This window comes from Halomonas sp., assembly GCF_014859505.1.
Classification (GTDB): domain Bacteria; phylum Pseudomonadota; class Gammaproteobacteria; order Pseudomonadales; family Halomonadaceae; genus Halomonas.
The window spans coordinates 1-16984 of record NZ_JACUUD010000008.1 but is presented as its reverse complement, the minus strand read 5'-3'; the positions used below and the strand labels follow the sequence as shown (position 1 = coordinate 16984).

The 16984-nt window shown below is 68.1% G+C and carries 16 protein-coding genes; 3 read left to right on the top strand and 13 right to left on the bottom strand.

What is annotated here, in order from left to right:
• Positions 1-88: 88 nt before the first annotated feature.
• From smc to ccmA, 10 genes are read right to left on the bottom strand one after another with little or no spacing between them, the layout of a single operon-like run.
• Entirely contained in the window at positions 89-3574 is a 3486-nt protein-coding gene (smc, locus tag IBX53_RS02285; protein WP_290904729.1) for a chromosome segregation protein SMC, read from the bottom strand.
• A 19-nt stretch (positions 3575-3593) separates the two neighbouring features.
• Positions 3594-4841, bottom strand: coding sequence for a c-type cytochrome biogenesis protein CcmI (gene ccmI, locus IBX53_RS02280; RefSeq protein ID WP_290904725.1), 1248 nt, complete (start codon positions 4839-4841; stop codon positions 3594-3596).
• Complete coding sequence (locus tag IBX53_RS02275; RefSeq protein WP_290904723.1) at positions 4838-5329, bottom strand: cytochrome c-type biogenesis protein; 492 nt, start codon at positions 5327-5329, stop codon at positions 4838-4840. The genes ccmI and IBX53_RS02275 overlap by 4 nt, the downstream gene beginning before the upstream one ends.
• Entirely contained in the window at positions 5320-5853 is a 534-nt protein-coding gene (locus IBX53_RS02270) for a DsbE family thiol:disulfide interchange protein (protein WP_290904719.1), read from the bottom strand. Before IBX53_RS02270 ends, IBX53_RS02275 begins: the two co-directional genes overlap by 10 nt.
• Positions 5850-7868 carry a heme lyase CcmF/NrfE family subunit gene (locus IBX53_RS02265; protein ID WP_290904714.1) on the bottom strand — a complete coding sequence of 673 codons (2019 nt, stop codon included), beginning with the start codon at positions 7866-7868 and terminating at the stop codon, positions 5850-5852. The genes IBX53_RS02270 and IBX53_RS02265 overlap by 4 nt, the downstream gene beginning before the upstream one ends.
• Before the next feature lie 12 nt (positions 7869-7880).
• Positions 7881-8414, bottom strand: coding sequence for a cytochrome c maturation protein CcmE (ccmE, locus tag IBX53_RS02260; RefSeq protein WP_290904830.1), 534 nt, complete (start codon positions 8412-8414; stop codon positions 7881-7883).
• Between the two features lies 1 nt (position 8415).
• The gene (gene ccmD, locus IBX53_RS02255; protein WP_290904712.1) at positions 8416-8655 is read right to left on the bottom strand and encodes a heme exporter protein CcmD; all 240 of its coding nucleotides are present in this window, start codon (positions 8653-8655) and stop codon (positions 8416-8418) included.
• Positions 8655-9395, bottom strand: coding sequence for a heme ABC transporter permease (locus tag IBX53_RS02250; protein WP_290904708.1), 741 nt, complete (start codon positions 9393-9395; stop codon positions 8655-8657). The genes ccmD and IBX53_RS02250 overlap by 1 nt, the downstream gene beginning before the upstream one ends.
• A 13-nt stretch (positions 9396-9408) precedes the next feature.
• Positions 9409-10152 (bottom strand): heme exporter protein CcmB, encoded by a 744-nt coding sequence (gene ccmB / locus IBX53_RS02245; RefSeq protein WP_290904705.1) that lies wholly within the window; start codon positions 10150-10152, stop codon positions 9409-9411.
• Complete coding sequence (ccmA, locus tag IBX53_RS02240) at positions 10139-10786, bottom strand: cytochrome c biogenesis heme-transporting ATPase CcmA (RefSeq protein WP_290904703.1); 648 nt, start codon at positions 10784-10786, stop codon at positions 10139-10141. Before ccmA ends, ccmB begins: the two co-directional genes overlap by 14 nt.
• A gap of 216 nt (positions 10787-11002) precedes the next feature.
• Between ccmA and IBX53_RS02235 the strand changes: the two genes are divergently transcribed.
• Positions 11003-11488 carry a S24 family peptidase gene (locus tag IBX53_RS02235; protein ID WP_290904700.1) on the top strand — a complete coding sequence of 162 codons (486 nt, stop codon included), beginning with the start codon at positions 11003-11005 and terminating at the stop codon, positions 11486-11488.
• The gene (locus tag IBX53_RS02230) at positions 11488-12105 is read left to right on the top strand and encodes a YigZ family protein (RefSeq protein WP_290904697.1); all 618 of its coding nucleotides are present in this window, start codon (positions 11488-11490) and stop codon (positions 12103-12105) included. Before IBX53_RS02235 ends, IBX53_RS02230 begins: the two co-directional genes overlap by 1 nt.
• Before the next feature lie 77 nt (positions 12106-12182).
• On the opposite strand, the gene IBX53_RS02225 is transcribed toward IBX53_RS02230, so the two are convergent.
• From IBX53_RS02225 to IBX53_RS02215, 3 genes are read right to left on the bottom strand one after another with little or no spacing between them, the layout of a single operon-like run.
• Positions 12183-13505 (bottom strand): sodium ion-translocating decarboxylase subunit beta, encoded by a 1323-nt coding sequence (locus IBX53_RS02225; RefSeq protein WP_290904695.1) that lies wholly within the window; start codon positions 13503-13505, stop codon positions 12183-12185.
• A gap of 10 nt (positions 13506-13515) precedes the next feature.
• On the bottom strand, positions 13516-15351 hold the full coding sequence (oadA, locus tag IBX53_RS02220; protein ID WP_290904692.1) for a sodium-extruding oxaloacetate decarboxylase subunit alpha: 1836 nt from the start codon (positions 15349-15351) through the stop codon (positions 13516-13518).
• Positions 15352-15407: 56 nt separating this feature from the next.
• Complete coding sequence (locus IBX53_RS02215; RefSeq protein WP_290904689.1) at positions 15408-15662, bottom strand: OadG family protein; 255 nt, start codon at positions 15660-15662, stop codon at positions 15408-15410.
• A 179-nt stretch (positions 15663-15841) separates the two neighbouring features.
• Between IBX53_RS02215 and IBX53_RS02210 the strand changes: the two genes are divergently transcribed.
• Positions 15842-16768: a tRNA-dihydrouridine synthase family protein gene (locus IBX53_RS02210; RefSeq protein ID WP_290904827.1), complete on the top strand. Its 927-nt coding sequence runs from the start codon at positions 15842-15844 to the stop codon at positions 16766-16768.
• Positions 16769-16984 lie beyond the last annotated feature (216 nt).

The window sequence follows — 16984 nt, the reverse complement described above, 5'->3', positions numbered from 1 at the left end:
AATCACCCTGCGATGATCTTCCCGCATCCGTGCAATGCAGCATTATCACTCTCCTTGTTACCCCTTTTAACGCTTGGCATCAAGCCCGTCAGGCGTCGGCCAGAGCGGCGGCTTCCTCAACATCCACGGAAACCAGGCGCGATACCCCCGGCTCCTGCATGGTAACCCCCATCAGTCGATCGCCGGCTTCCATGGCAATCTTGTTGTGGGTGATATAGATGAACTGAACGCTCTCCGACATCTCCTTCACCAGCCTGGCATAGCGACCCACATTGGCGTCATCCAGGGGCGCATCCACCTCGTCCAGCATGCAGAAGGGGGCCGGGTTGAGCTGGAAGATGGCGAAGACCAGCGACAGGGCGGTCAGCGCCTTTTCGCCCCCGGAGAGCAGGTGAATGGTGCTGTTCTTCTTGCCCGGCGGGCGGGCCATGATGGCGACTCCGGTCTCCAGCAAATCCTCGCCGGTCAGGGTCAACCATGCGGTTCCACCGCCGAAGACTCGCGGAAAAAGTGACTGCAGGCCGGCATTGACTCGCTCGAAGGTGTCACGGAAACGGGCCCGGGTTTCCTGGTCGATCCGCCGGATCGCCCGGTCGAGGGTCTCCAGGGCCTCGCTGAGCTCGGCATGCTGGGCCTCCAGGTAATCGCGCCGCTCGGCCTGCTGGTCATACTCCTCGATGGCCGCCAGGTTGATGGCACCGAGCCGGCGTATGCGCTCGCCGAGCTCCTCCAGGCGGGCCTGCCAGGCGGACTCGGTGGCGTTGGGATCGAGTCCCTCGGTCAGCTCGCGCTCCTCGAGGCCCAGCTCGCGCAGCTGCTCGTCCTGGGTCTCGGCCTTGAGGTGCAGCGCCTGGACCTGCATCCGCGCCTCCTGGAGGCGTTCGCGAATGCCCTCCAGGCGGCGCTCATGACCCTGGCGCGCCTGCTCGTCCTCGCGCAGGCGCTCCACCAGCTCGGCGGAGCGGGCGCGCACCGCATTGAGGGCCCGCTCCTCCCGCTCGCGGCGGTCGAGCAGTTCGTCGAGGCGCTCCCGGCGCTCCTCTTCCGGCTCGCGCAGCAGCTCGCGCTCCTCATCGAGCTCCTCGCGTCGCCCCTGCAGGCGCTCACGGGCCTCGGCGGCGCGCCCCTGGTGCTCGGCGAGGCCGGTACGCTCGGCGGCCAGGCGCTCCTGTTCGAGGGCCAGCCGCTGCAGCTGCTCGGCCAGGGGGCGCTGGCGGGCGCGCAGAGAGGCGAGGCGCTCGCGGGCAGCCTGCCGTTCGCGCTCGAGCCGCTCCCGGCGCTCGGCGCCCTCCTCCAGTCGCGTCATGGCCTGCTGCCAGCGGTCACGAGCCTCCTCGATGTCGAGCCGGGCCTCCTCGCGAGCCTCGGCCAGGCCGGCGAGCTCCTCGGCCAGCTCAGCGGCACGCCCCTCCAGGTGCTCCAGCCGGCTGGCCAGCCCACTCTGCTGAACCGCCAGTTGCTGGCGGTGCCGATCCAGGTCGCGCTCCTCCAGGCGGCTCGCCTCCAAGTCACGCTCGGCCTGTTCGGCACGTTCCAGTTGCTCGGCCAGCCGCTGCTCCTGCGCCTCCAGCCGCGACCCCACTTCCGTGAAGGCGGCCTCGGCCTCGGCCTGGCGACGCCGGCTCACCAGCAGGGCGTCGGGACCGTTGCCCAGGCCGCGATGGCGCACCCAGCCCGCTCCCAGCCAGAGGCCGTCGGGGGTGATCAGGCTCTCGCCGGGGGCGAGGGTCTCGCGCTCGGCCCAGGCGGCCTCGCGACTCTCGACGCAGCGGATGCCCGCCAGCCAGCGGGCCGCGGCTCCCGCGCCCCGCACGCGGCTGGCCAGGGTGCCGGCGGGCGCCTCGATCTCGCGCGGCTCGACCAGCCCCAGTTCCGCCGGCGGCACCGCCAGGGCGGTAGCGTCCAGGGAGGCCAGCCTGGCACGCAGCCAGGGCGCCAACACCCAGGAGACGGCCTCTTCCCAGCCGGCATCGACCGAGAGGCACTCACCGAGGCGCGGGGCCCCGGCGAGGCCCAGCCCGGCCAGGTGGGCATCCAGCGCCTCGTCGTGATCGGCCAGCCCGGCCTGGATCAGCGCCTCCAGGGAGGCGAGCTCCCCCTGCAGTTCACTGCGTCGCTGGCGATCCGCCTCGCGGGCCGCCTCGCTCTCGCGGGCCGCCTCCCGCGCCGCATCGCGGGCCTGCTGCAGCCCCTCGCGGCGCGCCTCCAGGGCCTCGCGCCTGAGCTCCAGCTCGGCCAGCTGCTCGCCGAGCTCGGCACGCTGCTCGGCCAGCGCCGCGATGTCGGGCAGCTCCGCGTGCTGCTGGCGGCGGCGCTGCTCGTCGGCGCCGAGACGCTCCAGGCGTGACTCCTGCTCGCGCAGGCGATCCTGACCGCGCTCGGCCTCGCGACTCGCCTCGCGCCACTGCTCGCTGAAGGCCTCCCAGGCGGCGTCGGCCTCCTGGGCCTCGGGCTCGGCCTCCTCGAGGGCCGCCTCCAGCTCCTCTAGCTGCTCGGCCAGGGCCTCGCGCTCCGGCGTGAGGGTCTCCAGGCGCTCCTCCAGGCGCGCCAGCCGTTCGCCGTCATCCTCGCCCAGGCGCGCCAGCTCCTGCAGGTCGCGGTGGGCGGCCTCCAGGTCACGGGCCAGTTGGGCATCGCGGGCGCGGGCATGCTCGAGATCCTGCTCCAGCCTGGCGATGGCGGTGGTGGTCTCGAAGAAGCGCGACTGCTCGGCGTCCAGCTCGGCGGCCAGGCGGTCGTGGTCGACCCTGGCCTCCTCGAGGCGGGTCTCGCACTGCCGCAGCCCCAGCACCTCGCGCTCCACCGCGGTCTCGAGCTCGCTGACGCGGCCCTCCTCCTCGCCCTGTCGGGCACGCAGGGCCCGGGCGCGCAGCAGGGCCAGCTCGCCCTTGACCCGATGCTCCTCGTTCTTGAGCTGCTGGTAGCGCCGCGCGGCCTCCGCCTGGCGCCTCAGGCGCTCGAGCTGCTTGTCCAGCTCCTCACGGATATCCTCCAGGCGGTCCAGGTTCTCCTGGGTGCGGCGCATGCGGCTCTCGGTCTCGCGGCGGCGCTCCTTGTACTTGGAGATGCCGGCGGCCTCCTCCAGGGTGGCGCGCAGCTCCTCGGGGCGCGCCTCGATCAGGCGCGAGATCATGCCCTGGCCGATGATGGCGTAGGAGCGGGGCCCGAGGCCGGTACCGAGGAAGAGGTCGGCGATGTCGCGACGGCGACACTTCTGGCCGTTGAAGAAGTAGGAGGACTGGGCGTCGCGGGTCACCACCCGCTTGACGGCGATCTCGGCGTATTGGGCATAGACGCCTCCCATGGTGCCATCGCGGTTGTCGAACAGCAGCTCGATGGCGGCCTGCCCCACCGGCTTGCGGCCGGTCGAGCCGTTGAAGATGACGTCGGTCATCGACTCGCCGCGCAGGGTCTTGGCGGAGGACTCCCCCATGACCCAGCGCACCGCGTCGATGATATTGGACTTGCCACAGCCGTTGGGGCCGACGATGGCGGTCATGTTGCCGTCGAAGGGCACCGTGACCGGGTCGACGAAGGACTTGAAACCCACCAGGCGGATCGACTTGAGGCGCATCGACGGCTATCCGCCGAGGCTATTCGAAGACACGGTCGACCACCACCTCGACGGGCTCGCCGTCGGTGGCGCCCACCGAGACCCCCTCGCGGTCGCCGAACAGGTCGCCGGCCTGGGGCGCCGCGTCGCCGCTGGCCGAGACGCGCACCATCAGCCGCGCCTCGCGAACCTGGGCGAGACTCGCCTCCGGCGACATGGCGTTGCGCTCGTCAAGCACCACCTCAACCGGCAGCTCGCTGGCCCGGAAGCGGGCCACGGCCAGGGGGGGCAGATCGCCCCCCATGTCACGGGCCACCACGAACACAGTGGCATCGTCGCCCAGCCGGCCGTTGAGGGCCTCGTCCAGGCTCACCCGGACGCGAATCCCCGGCCCCTCGCCCTCACCCATCACCGGCTCGGCATCCGGCGTGACGCCCAGGCGCTCCTGGGCGATGCGGATGCCTTCGCGCAGCGCCTCGCCAGATGCCGGGTCGCTCATGCCGGCGATGGCACGGCGCCAATAGTCGATAGCCGCCTCGTAGGCGCTGCGGTCGAAGGCCTCGATTCCCAGCACGCCGAGCACCGTGGACTGGCTGGAGTCACGCTCCAGGGTCTCATCCACCAGCGCCTGGACCCGGGGGGTCAGCTGGCGGTCGGCCACGAAGAACTCGATCTGGGCCAGCTGGCCGAGCAGCGAGGGGTAGCGCCCTTCGATCTCGATCAGCCGTTCCAGAGCGTGGATCGCCTCGCGTCCCTGCCCCATGTCACGGTAGAGCGGGAACAACGAGGACCAGACGTTGGGGTTGCCGGGCTGGCGCACGGCCTGCTCCTCGAGGCGCTCGACCAGCATCTCGATGGAACCCTCCGGGTGGTTCTGCACCTCCTCCTGGATCGCGAGCAGGGTCAGGTCGCCCTCGGCCCCCTCGCGCTGGTACCAGAGCACGCTGGCCACCACCACCAGTACCATCACGATCGGCACGGCCAGGCGGCCGGAGGCGGAGGCCTTCAGCGGTGAACGCTTGAGGCTCTCGGTATCCTCGAGCAGGCCACGCTCCAGCTCCAGGCGGCTCTCCTCGAAGCTGGCCTGGTCGAGGTCGCCGCGCTCGCGGGCCGCCTCCAGCGATGCCAGACGGCGCTGGAAGATCGCCACGTTCTGCTCGGCGGTACGATCGTTGGCCTCGTGGTCGCGTTGGGCATCATGCACGGCACGCGCCCGGCGCAGCGGGGCGATGAGCAGCCAGAGTGCCGGCAGCAGCAGGACGGCAAAGGCAATCCATAACAGGGTCATTCGGTTCTCTCGCGGTTTATCAGGGCTTGCAGTCGGGCGCGCTCCTTGGCAGAGAGCGCCTGCGCGGAGGCGTTCCGGCGGGACCTGACGATCAGCACCACCAGGAGTGCCGCGAGCACCACCAGTCCCGCGGGCAGCCCCCAGAGCAGGAAGGTGCGGCCCTCCAGGCGGGGGTTGTAGAGCACGTAGTCGCCGAAGCGCTGCACCATGTAGTCGAGGATCTCGATGTCAGCACGGCCATCCTGCAGCAGCAGGTAGACGCGGTCGCGCATGTCGCCGGAGACCGGTGCATTGGAGTCGTTGATGGCCTGGTTCTCGCAGGTGGGGCAGCGCAGCGAGGCGGTCAGGCTGCGATAGCGCTGCTCCAGCACCGGGTCATCGAACTCGCGCACCTCGATGGCCCCGGCCTGGGCGAGGCCGGCCACCAGCAGCAGCAGCAGCAGCAGCAGCAGGGCAAGCGTCGTGATCAGGGATCGCATCAGCGCCATCTTTCCACCTCCGGCAGGATCTTTTCGCGCACCTCACCCGGGGCGATATAGCCCACGTGGTGATAGCGGATCACCCCGTCGGCATCCACCAGGAAGGACTCGGGCGCACCGAACACGCCCAGTTCGAAGCCCAACTCGTTGTCCGGGTCGAAGATATTGATCTCGAAGGGGTTACCGAACTCCTCAAGGAAGCCGAGCCCCTTCTCGCGGGTGTCCTTCCAGCTGATGCCGACCATCCGGATATCGTGGCGATGGGAGAGGTCGAGCAGCTGAGGCATCTCTCGCTTGCACTCCGGGCACCACTCGCCCCAGACATTGACCAAGGTCAACTCGCCGGTGGTCAGCAGCGAGCGGTCCACCCGGCGGTCGGGGTCCTCCAGGGTGGCGAGGTCGAAGGCCGGGAAGTCGCGCGCCATCAGCGCCGACTCCCGGTGAAAGGGATTGAGCGACAGGCCCTGATAGAGGAAAAGCGACAGCGCCAGGAAGCCGACCAGGGGCAACAGCAGCAGCAAACGATGCTTCATGCGGTCGCCTCCTTGCCGCGATCGCCGGCGGCGGCCTTGAGCACGGCCTCCTCGGGGTCGGGGGCGGTGGCCATGCGGCGGTAGCGCTTGTCGGCCACGGCGAGCAGGCCGCCGATGGCCATCAGCAGTGCGCCAAGCCACAGCCAGCGAACGAAGGGCTTGTACTGCACGCGCATGGCCCAGGTGCCGTCTCCAAGGTCCTCGCCCATGGCCACGTAGAGGTCACGGAACAGGCCGGGGCGCAGCGCCACCTGGGTCATCGGCATGCCGGTGGCCAGGTAGAGGCGCTTTTCGGGGGTCATGGTGAAGCTGCGCTGGCGATCGTTGCGCTGCACCTCGATCACCGCGCGGTCGGCCAGGAAGTTGGCGCCGCGGCGGTCGGTGAGCTCGGTCATGGTGAAGGTGTAGCCGACGACCTGGACGCTGTCGCCCGGCCCCATGCGTACGTTGCGCTCGATGTTGTAGTTGGAGACGACTGCCACGCCGATGATGGTCACCGCCACGCCCAGGTGGCCGAGTTGCATGCCCCAGTAGGCCAGCGAGAGCTTCCTGAAGCCCGCGCCGATGGAACTGGCGCGGCGAACCTTGTCGTAGAGGTCGCGCAGCATGGGCAGCACGATCCACAGCGCGGCGATCAGGCCAATGGCCACCGGCGCGCTCCAATGCTCGGCGAAGAGCAGCGGCAGCGCAGCCCCCAGCACCACGGCCACCACGGCAGCCAGCCACAGACGCCGGACCAGCAGGTTCGGGGCGGTGTCCTTCCAGCGGGAGATCGGGCCCAGGCCCATGAACACGGACATGATCAGTGTCAGCGGCACGAACAGCGCATTGAAGTAGGGGGGGCCCACGCTGATCTTGCCGAGATTCAGAGCATCGAGCAGCAGCGGATAGACGGTGCCCATCAGCACGGTGACCGTCATGATCACCAGCATGAGGTTGTTGACCAGCAGCAGGGCATCGCGGGAGAGCCAGCCGAACCCAACCTTGTGGCTGACCCGCGGCGCGCGCAGGGCGAAGACCAGCAGCGACAGACCCACGGTGATGCCCAGCAGCATCAGGATGAAGAAGCCGCGGGAGGGGTCGTTGGCGAAGGCGTGGACCGAGGTCAGCACTCCGGAGCGCACCAGGAAGGTGCCCAGCAGTGACAGCGAGAAGGTGGTAATGGCCAGCAGCAGGGTCCAGCTCTTGAAGGCGCCACGCTTCTCGGTGACCGCCAGGGAGTGCATCAGCGCCGTGCCGGTCAGCCAGGGGAGCAGCGAAGCGTTCTCGACCGGGTCCCAGAACCACCAGCCGCCCCAGCCCAGTTCGTAGTAGGCCCACCAGCTGCCCAGGGCGATGCCCACGGTGAGACTGGCCCAGGCCAGGTTGGTCCAGGGCCGCGCCCAGCGCGCCCAGGCGGCATCCAGTCGACCGCCCAGCAGGGCGGCAATGGCGAAGGCGAAGACCACCGAGAAGCCCACGTACCCCATGTAGAGCATCGGCGGGTGCAGGATCAGGCCGATGTCCTGGAGCAGCGGATTGAGGTCCGCGCCGTCCGCCGGCACATGGGGCAGAATCCGTTCGAAGGGGTTCGAGGTGACCAGGATGAAGAGCAGGAAGCCCGCGCAGACCAGGCCCATGACACCCATGACCCGAGCGACCATGTCCCGGGGCAGCTCGCGGGAGAACCGCGACGCGAAGTAGCCCCAGCCGGCCAGCATCAGGCTCCACAGCAGCACCGACCCCTCGTGGTTGCCCCACACCGCGCTGAGCTTGTAGTACCAGGGCAGCATGGAATTGGAATTGTTGGCCACGTTCATCACGCTGAAGTCGTCCAGCAGATAGCTGGCGGTCAGGCAGGCGTAGGCAATGGCCACGAACAGGAACTGACCGGACGCCATGGGCCGGGCATAGGCCATCCACAGCGGGCGACGGGTCGCCGCACCGGCCAGGGGCATCACCGCCTGCACCGCCGCCAGCAGCAGGGCGATGACCAGAGCATAGTGGCCGATCTCGGGAATCATCTGGGTCAGCATGGGCACTCCTGGTCAGTACGAACTGCTGGTGGGACCGGCGCCGCTCTCAGCACCGGCACCTTCTCCGGCTTCCAGGCGCTTGGCCACCTCGGCGGCCTTCTGCTGGAAGTCCTCGGGCTTGTAGCCGGCCTCTTCCAGGGCCTGGGCCACCTCCGGCGGCATGTAGTTCTCGTCGTGGCGGGCCAGCACCTGGTCAGCCTTGAGGTAGCCGTCGTGCTGCAGTTGGCCGACCACCACCACGCCCTGCCCCTCGCGGAACAGGTCGGGCAGGATGCCGCTGTAGTGGACGCGCAGGTCGTCGACGTAGTCGGTGACGGTAAACTCCACGTCGAGGCTGTCGGGGTTGCGGGCCACCGTGCCCTCCTTGACCATGCCGCCGGCACGAATCTGGCGCTCGATGGGCGCCTCGCCGGCGGCGATCTGCACCGGACTGAAGAAGAGGTTGATGTTGGCGCGCAGGGCATAGAGGGTCAGCCCCACAGCGATGGCCGCCAGGGCGACCAGCCCCAGAATAACGTAGAGCTTCTGCTTGCGCTTCGGTGTCAGGCTAAGTGTCATGGTGATTACCACCCGTTTGATGTGAAACTCCAGCCATCTCGCCCCGATTGGCACCCTGGCGCTCCTCGCGCCGCACCCGGCGCTGAAGGTTGCGCAGCAGCAGGCGCCGTTCGGCCCGGGCATGCAGGACGACCGCCACCAGCAGTGCGCCGGTCACCCCCCAGGCGGCCCAGACGTAGGGGGCATGCCCCCCCATGGCAATGAATTCATTGAAGGACTCGAAGGCCATCAGCGCTTCTCCCCGGCCAGGTCACGCACCCAGCGCTTGTTGGACTCTCGGCGCAGGATCTCGCTGCGGGTCCTCATCAGGGTCAGGGCGATAAAGAAGCTGTAGAACCCCAGCACCATGATCAGCAGCGGCGCCCACATCTCCATCGGCATGGCGGCGCGTCCGGTAATGGAAAAGGTGGCCGGCTGGTGGAGGGTATACCACCAGTCCACCGAGTACTTGATGATCGGGATGTTGATGACCCCCACCATGGCCAGCACCGAGGCCGCCCGGGAGGCGCTGTCGCGGCTCGAGAAGGCGCCGCGCAGGGCGATCACCCCCAGGAAGAGGAAGAGCAAGATCAGCATCGAGGTCAGACGCGCATCCCACATCCACCAGGTGCCCCAGGTGGGCACGCCCCAGACGGCTCCCGAGAAGAGCGACACGAAGGTCATGGCAGCACCCAGCGGCGCCATCATGGCGGCGGCCATGTCGGCCACCTTGATCTTCCAGACCATGTAGACCAGGCCACACATCGCCATGCTGACGAAGATCGACTGGGCCAGGAAGGCCGCCGGCACGTGCACATAGATGATGCGGAAGCTGTTGCCCTGCTGGTAGTCGGCCGGGGCGAAGGCGAGACCCCAGACCGTACCGACCAGGATCAGTGCCGCCGCGGCGACCCAGAAGAACGGCTGCAGCCTGGCACCAATGGCATAGAACCACTTGGGGGAACGCAACTTGTTAATAAAGGCCCACATGCCTGTCCACCTCTCAACCGTTGATACTGATGCGCAGTGATGCCGCGATAGCCCAGGGTGCCAGCATCAGCGCCAGGGCCAGCAGGGCCCCCAGGATCGCCAGGTGAGCCGCCGCCCCATCGCCGACGATACCCGCCTGTACCGCGCCGGCGCCGAAGATCAGCACTGGAATGTAGAGCGGCAGCACCAGCAGCGACAGCAGCACACCCCCCCGTGAGAGCCCCACGGTGAGGGCCGCGCCGATGGCACCGATCAGGCTCAGGCTGGCCGTACCCAACACCAGCGAGAACGCCAGCACCAGGTAGCTGCCGGCGGGCAGCGACAGCATGATGCCCAGCACCGGCGCCATGAGTGCCAGAGGCAGGCCGGTCAGCAGCCAGTGAACCGTCACCTTGGCCAGCGCCAGCATCGGCAGCGGCTGCGGCGTCAGCAGCAGCTGCTCGAGGGAACCGTCGTCGTAGTCGCCGCGAAACAGGCTGTCCAGAGAGAGCAGCGCCGCCAGCAGCGCCGCCACCCACAGCAGTCCCGGCGCGATGGTGGCGAGCAGCTGCGGATCCGGCGAGATACCGATCGGAAACAGGGTGATCACCAGCGCAAAGAACACCAGGGGATTGAGTACCTCGCTGCGCCGGCGCATCAGCAGCAACAGATCGCGCTTGAGTGTCGCCCACAGTGCGACCGCCAGGCCGCTGCGAGGTTCCCGCCGCGACACGCCGCGCCCCTCCCCGGCGACCAGCCGAGTCTCAGAACCCGCCATGGGACTGCCCTCCTCTCCCCAGGTGCACCCGGCGCAGCTCGTCGGTATTCCTGAGCTCATGATGGGTGGTGACCAGCACGCAACCACCGGCGCGGGCATGCACGATCAACCGCTCCTCCAATGCCGCCACGCCGTCCCGGTCGATGGCGGTAAAGGGCTCGTCCAGCACCCAGAGGGGCCGAGGCGTCAGCTCCAGCCGCGCCAGGGCCACACGGCGCTGCTGACCGGCCGAGAGCTGTCCGGCCGGCACGTCCTCGAAACCCACCAGCCCCACGGACTCCAACGCCGCCAGGCGTGCCGCCTCGTTGTCGCGCTGACCGGCCAGGGCCTGGTACCAGGTCAGGTTCTCCAGCGGTGTCAGGGCACCCTTCACCCCCGGGGCGTGGCCCAGATAGAGCAGGCTCTCCAGGAAGGCCTGGCGAGCTTCTCGCATCGGCGCACCGTTCCAGTAAAGCTCGCCCTGATAGTCGGCCAGCTGGCCAGAGAGGATCTTGAGCAGCGTGGTCTTGCCGCTGCCGTTCGGGCCCTCGATGCGCACGATCTCGCCCGCCTGGATGTCCAGATCGAGATCCTCGAAGAGCCAGCGATCATCCCGTTCGCAGGCCAGCTTTCGGGCTTGCAGGCTCAGGGTCAAGGCACACTCCGGGATGGGTAATTTGGCTCGAGACTCTACACGGAAAGCGGTTTTCCCGCCAGATTCGTGGCTGCGTCAGCCGGTCGCGGTTGACCCGAGTGAAGCCTTGCGACGATGGTCTCTCCTTGCGTGATCGGCCACCCCTGCTATCCTTTCCAGATACTGTATATGCCAACAGTATCCGGCCGACAAGGCTGACGACAGGAGACCCACGCCATGCCCGAGGTCAACCCCCGGTACCTTCTTCGCCGCCCCAACCTTCCCCTGGCCGAGGCCTGGGCCCTGCTCGACGGCGCGGACGCCGCCGACGACCATCTGGTCGAGGTGGCGCTGCTCGGCAGCGTCTCGGCAGGGCTGCCCATCGAGGCCTGCCTGGACAGCGCCAGTATCCGGGTCCCCGGACGCATGGTGCGCCGCAACACCTACGCCCTGCGGGTGCGCGGCAACTCCATGGTCGATTGCAACATCTTCGACGGGGATGTGATCATCATCGAGCGTCAGGAGAGCGCCGAGAACGGCGAGACTGCCGTGGTGATGATCAACAACCAGGAGGTCACCCTGAAGAAGCTCTACATCGAGAAGTCCGGGGTGCGCCTGCAGCCCGCCAACGAACGCATGGCACCGATCTACCTGAAGAACAGCGATATCCAGGTGCTGGGGCTGGTGATGGGCGTGGTGCGCCAGGAGGAACTGGCCGCCTGATGCGCTACCCCGTCCCCGACCTCCCCCCGGACGAATGGCAGGAAAGCGAGCTGGAGGTGGAGAAGAGCCGCTTCATCACCTGGCTGTGCCACGCCCCCGACGTGGCCGCCTTCGAGGCCCTGCTGGCCGAGGCACGGCGACGCCACCCCAATGCCAGCCACCACTGCACCGCCTTCATCGCCGGCCCTCCCGGCGAACAGGCCGCCATCGGCTACTCGGACGACGGCGAACCCGGCGGCACCGCCGGGCGGCCCATGTACCGCGTGCTGGAGGGCTCGGGGCTCGGCCAGGTGGGCTGCGTGGTGACCCGCTACTTTGGCGGTACCAAGCTGGGCACCGGCGGGCTGGCCCGCGCCTATGCCCAGGCGGTCGCCCAGGGCCTGGATGCCCTGCCGCATCGCCAGGTGGTGGAGCGAACGCCCCTGCGGCTGAAGGTCGACTTCGCCGGCGAGGCCGAGGCTCGGGCCTGGCTGGGCGAGCACGAGATCCCCGTGGAGGCCGCCGACTACGCCGCCGAGGGCGTGACCCTGCGCGTGGGCTGGCCCAGCGACACCCCGGTGGATCTCGGTGAGCTGGAGTCGCGGCTGCGCGGGCGGCTGGCACTGCTCGACGAGTGACGCCCCCACGAACCGACAGAGTCGACACACAGACGGCGCCCCGCGGGGCGCCGTTTGCGTGACGGTACCGGTGAGCCTCAGCCCAGGTACTTGATCATCACCCCCGCGGCCACCGCCGAGCCGATCACCCCGGCCACATTGGGCCCCATGGCGTGCATCAGCAGGAAGTTGTGGGGGTTGGACTCCAGCCCGACCTTGTTGGCGACACGCGCCGCCATGGGCACCGCGGAGACGCCGGCGGCGCCGATCAGCGGATTGATCGGCATCTTGCTCATCACGTTCATCAGCTTGGCCATCAGGATCCCGGCCGCGGTACCGATGGCGAAGGCCACCATGCCCAGCGCCATGATGCCGAGCGTCTCGAGGGCCAGGAAGCTCTCGGCCATCAACTTGGACCCCACGGCCAGGCCCAGCACGATGGTGACGATGTTGATCAGGGCGTTCTGGGCGGTATCGGTCAGGCGCTCCACCACCCCGCACTCGCGCATCAGATTGCCGAAGCAGAACATGCCGAGCAGCGGCGCGGCATCCGGCAGGAACAGCGCCACCAGGACCAGCAGGGCCAGCGGGAAGACGATCTTCTCGAGCTTCGACACCGGACGCAGCTGGGTCATGGTGATCTCGCGCTCACGCCTGGTGGTCAGCAGCTTCATGATCGGCGGCTGGATCATGGGCACCAGCGCCATGTAAGCGTAAGCGGCAACGGCGATCGCCCCCAGCAGCTCCGGGGCCAGCATGCTCGACACATAGATCGAGGTGGGGCCGTCGGCACCGCCGATGATGCCGATGGCCGCGGACTGCTCGAGGGAGAAGTCCATCCAGCCCATGGCCGACATGCCCACCGCCCCGAACAGGGTGGCGAAGATGCCGAACTGTGCCGCCGCGCCCAGAAAGAGGGTACGCGGGTTGGCCAGCAGCGGGCCGAAATCGGTCATCGCCCCCACGCCCATGAAGATGATCAGCGGGGCGATCCCCGACTCCACCGCGACCTTGTAGAAGACGTAGAGCAGGCCGTCGCCGTAGCCGACGTTGACCGCCACATCATGGGCCCCACGCAGCTGATCGGGCGAGGGACCCTCATCCACCAGCGCCTTGAGGGTGGCCCGCCACGTCTCTTCGGCGGCCAGCGGATCCAGGGTCGCGCCCAGGGCACTGGCCATCTGCTGGAGCACCGCCGGGCGCGCCACCTCGATGGCCTGATCGAGCGCCGAGATGGCCAGCCCCGCTTCGGGGATGTTGGCCAGGATGCCGCCGAAGCCGATCGGCACCAGCAGCAACGGTTCGAACTTCTTGGCAATGGCCAGGTACAGCAGCACCATGCCCACCACGATCATCACGGCCTGGCCGAGGGTCAGGTTGTAGGCCCCCGACCCATACCAGAGGGTTACCAGCTTTTCCATGAGGAGGCCCTTAGAGCTCGATGAGCACGTCGCCGACGGCGACGCTGTCGCCCTCACCGACCTTGACGGCGGAGACGGTGCCGGCACTAGCCGAGCGCACCTCGGTCTCCATCTTCATCGCCTCGAGGATGATCACCACATCACCCTCCTTGACGGCATCGCCAGGGCGTACGTTGACCTTGAAGATATTGCCGGCCAGCGGCGCACTGATCACCTCTCCGGTAGCGGCCGGCGCGGCCTCGGCGGCAGGCTGAGTATCGCCCTCCTGCGCCTGGACGTCGGCGATCTCGCCTCCCTCGGCGACCTCGACCACGTAGGCCTTGCCGTTGACCTTGACGGTATAGGTCTCGGGCCCGACCGGTGCGCCACCGCTGACGGCAGGCGCCCTGGCAGGCGCCTTCGCTGGCAGGTTGGCGGTTGCCTCGGCGGCGTCCTTCTCGGGCGCCTGGGGCGCCGGCTCGAAGGCGTCGGGGTTGTCGCGATTCTTGAGGAACTTCAGGCCGATCTGCGGGAACAACGCATAGGTGAGCACGTCATCGATCTCGCGCTCCCCCTCGGCCAGGCGTATACCATCCGCCTTGGCCTTTTCCTTGAGCTCGGCGGCGAGCCTGTCCATCTCCGCCTCGAGCAGGTCGGCGGGGCGACAGATGATGGGCGCCTTGCCCTCCAGTACGCGGGCCTGCAACTCCTTGTTGAGCTCGGCCGGTGCGGCGCCATACTCGCCCTTGAGCAGTGCCTGGACCTCCTTGGAGATGGACTTGTAGCGCTCACCCATCATCACGTTCATCACCGCCTGGGTGCCGACGATCTGGGACGTCGGGGTGACCAGCGGGATGAAGCCCAGGTCCTCGCGCACCCTGGGGATCTCCTGGAGGACGTCGTCGAGCTTGTCGGCGGCGCCCTGCTCCTTGAGCTGGCCTTCCATGTTGGTGAGCATGCCGCCCGGCACCTGGGCGATCAGGATGCGCGAATCGATGCCTCTCAGCGAGCCCTCGAAGGCGGCGTACTTCTTGCGCACCTCGCGGAAGTAGGCGGCGATCTCCTCGAGCAGCTCGAGGTCCAGGCCGGTGTCGCGCTCGGTGCCCGCCAGGATCGCCACCACCGACTCGGTGGGGCTGTGGCCGTAGGTCATGGACATCGAGGAGATGGCGGTGTCGACGTTGTCGATGCCCGCCTCGGCGGCCTTGACGATGGTGGAGGTGGAGAGGCCGGTGGTGGCGTGGCACTGCATGTGGATCGGGATGTCCACCGCGGCCTTGAGCTTGGTGACCAGCTCGAAGGCGTCGTAGGGCTTGAGCAGGCCGGCCATGTCCTTGATGCAGAGCGAGTCGGCGCCCATGGCGGCGATGGTCTTGCCGAGCTCGACCCAGCCGTCCAGCGTGTGCACCGGGCTCACTGTATAGGAGAGCGTGCCCTGGGCATGGCCCTCGACGTTGCGCACCGCCTGGATGGCGCGCTCCAGGTTGCGGGGGTCGTTCATGGCATCGAACACGCGGAACACGTCGACGCCGTTGGTCCTGGCGCGCTCGACGAACCTGTCCACCACGTCATCGCCGTAGTGGCGATAGCCCAGCAGGTTCTGGCCGCGCAGCAGCATCTGCTGGGGGGTGTTGGGCATGGCCGCCTTGAGCTCGCGGATGCGTTCCCAGGGATCCTCGCCCAGATAGCGGATGCAGGCGTCGAAGGTGGCGCCCCCCCAGGATTCCAGCGACCAGAAGCCGACGCGGTCGAGCTTCTCGGCGATGGGCAGCATGTCGTCCAGGCGCATGCGCGTGGCGAACAGCGACTGGTGGGCATCACGCAGGACGACGTCGGTGATGCCGAGCGGGCGAGCGGTGTCAGTCATGGAAGGGGCCCTGTATTTTTTTAGGAGTTGGATGAGGTGAAAGAAAGAGGGGCGTATCAGCGACGATGGCGCTGGCGATAGCGATGCAGGGCGGCGCCGATCACCGCCATCAACTCAGCGTCCTGCTGGGCAGGCGCCGGCGGGCGGGCGGCACCGGTGGCGGCCTGCTCGACCGGTTCGGGAGCGAAGCGGCGGAGAAGTAGCGACATCAGGGTGATGGTCATCACCAGAACGGTAAGAAAAACAAAAACGAAGCCCATGCCCAGGGCCATCAGGGTCAGGCCTTCCTCCAGCAGCTCGAAATCCCGCATGTGGTGCCTCCGTGTGATCTTGAGCCACCATGCAGAGATCACTCAACAACATGGCGCCTTGCGCAATTTTTCTGATGCTATAACCTGCCAGATTGTCGACAAATTGCAATGGTGTCATGGTGGAAGTCAGCGTTGTTAATTTACTACAGGAACCGCCGGGGCGGCTCGGCCTGGCGCCGATGGAGGGCGTCATCGATGCCCACACCCGGGACCTGCTGACCCGACAATCGGGGTTCGACTGGACGGTGACCGAGTTCGTCAGGGTCGTCGATGCTCGCCTGCCGCCGCGCGTCTTCCACAAGCACTGCCCGGAGCTGCTTCACCCCGCCGTCGCGACCCCCGGAGGCGTCCCGGTGCACCTGCAGCTGCTGGGCTCCGACCCGAAAGCGCTGGCCGCCAATGCCCGCCAGGCACTGAGCCTCGGGGTCACCAGCCTGGACCTCAATTTCGGCTGTCCCGCCAAGCTGGTCAACCGCCACGACGGCGGCGCCTCCCTGCTGCGCGACCCGGCACGAGTGCATGCGGTGGTCGCAGCGGTCCATGAGGCCGTGGGTCATGCCATCCCGGTCACCGCCAAGCTCCGACTCGGCTTTGCCGACCGCCGTCTGGCCGTGAACTGCGCCCTGGCCGCCGAGGCCGGCGGCGCCCGCCAGCTGGTGGTGCACGCCCGCACCCGCAACGAGGGCTACCGACCTCCCGCCCACTGGGAGTGGATCGGGCGCATCCGCGCCCGCCTGTCGATCCCGGTGGTCGCCAACGGCGACATCTGGAGCCTCGAGGACTACTGGCGAGCCCGCACCCTCTCGGGCTGCCGCGACGTGATGATCGGCCGCGGCGCCCTGGCCGACCCCTGGCTGGCCCCGCGCATCCGCCACTGGCAGCTTACCGGGGAGCGTCTGCCACCAACGTCCTGGGCGACCCGAGCCGAGGTCCTCACTCGCTTTGCTGCATTGCAGCGTAGCACACTTGCCGAACGCGTGGTCAGCTCGCTGATCAAGCAGTGGCTGAGCCACATGCGCGCCCGGGACCCCGAGGCCGCCCGGCGTTTCGAACGACTCAAGCGCATCAGCAACCTGGATGCGTTGCTCACCGGGCTTGCGGCATAAAAACTTGCGACATAAAAAAGAGGCGCAGTCGCAATAGCAACGGCGCCTCAAACGATCGCGGAGTCACACACGAGGTCGTGCGACTCCGGCTAGCAGAAAAGCGATCAATACGACCCTGGGAAAGCAGAAGACCCGCCCTCCTAGGAGGGCGGGTCTGAATCTGGCGCGCCCGGGAGGATTCGAACCTCCGACCCCCTGATTCGTAGTCAGGTACTC

What these genes read in the sequence shown, in the direction of transcription:
- smc (WP_290904729.1), bottom strand. Translation starts at nt 3,574, where the DNA reads ATGCGCCTCAAGTCGATCCGCCTGGTGGGTTTCAAGTCCTTCGTCGAC.
- ccmI (WP_290904725.1), bottom strand. Translation starts at nt 4,841, where the DNA reads ATGACCCTGTTATGGATTGCCTTTGCCGTCCTGCTGCTGCCGGCACTC.
- IBX53_RS02275 (WP_290904723.1), bottom strand. Translation starts at nt 5,329, where the DNA reads ATGGCGCTGATGCGATCCCTGATCACGACGCTTGCCCTGCTGCTGCTG.
- IBX53_RS02270 (WP_290904719.1), bottom strand. Translation starts at nt 5,853, where the DNA reads ATGAAGCATCGTTTGCTGCTGCTGTTGCCCCTGGTCGGCTTCCTGGCG.
- IBX53_RS02265 (WP_290904714.1), bottom strand. Translation starts at nt 7,868, where the DNA reads ATGCTGACCCAGATGATTCCCGAGATCGGCCACTATGCTCTGGTCATC.
- ccmD (WP_290904712.1), bottom strand. Translation starts at nt 8,655, where the DNA reads ATGGCCTTCGAGTCCTTCAATGAATTCATTGCCATGGGGGGGCATGCC.
- IBX53_RS02250 (WP_290904708.1), bottom strand. Translation starts at nt 9,395, where the DNA reads ATGTGGGCCTTTATTAACAAGTTGCGTTCCCCCAAGTGGTTCTATGCC.
- ccmB (WP_290904705.1), bottom strand. Translation starts at nt 10,152, where the DNA reads ATGGCGGGTTCTGAGACTCGGCTGGTCGCCGGGGAGGGGCGCGGCGTG.
- IBX53_RS02235 (WP_290904700.1), top strand. Translation starts at nt 11,003, where the DNA reads ATGCCCGAGGTCAACCCCCGGTACCTTCTTCGCCGCCCCAACCTTCCC.
- IBX53_RS02230 (WP_290904697.1), top strand. Translation starts at nt 11,488, where the DNA reads ATGCGCTACCCCGTCCCCGACCTCCCCCCGGACGAATGGCAGGAAAGC.
- IBX53_RS02225 (WP_290904695.1), bottom strand. Translation starts at nt 13,505, where the DNA reads ATGGAAAAGCTGGTAACCCTCTGGTATGGGTCGGGGGCCTACAACCTG.
- oadA (WP_290904692.1), bottom strand. Translation starts at nt 15,351, where the DNA reads ATGACTGACACCGCTCGCCCGCTCGGCATCACCGACGTCGTCCTGCGT.
- IBX53_RS02215 (WP_290904689.1), bottom strand. Translation starts at nt 15,662, where the DNA reads ATGCGGGATTTCGAGCTGCTGGAGGAAGGCCTGACCCTGATGGCCCTG.
- IBX53_RS02210 (WP_290904827.1), top strand. Translation starts at nt 15,842, where the DNA reads ATGGAGGGCGTCATCGATGCCCACACCCGGGACCTGCTGACCCGACAA.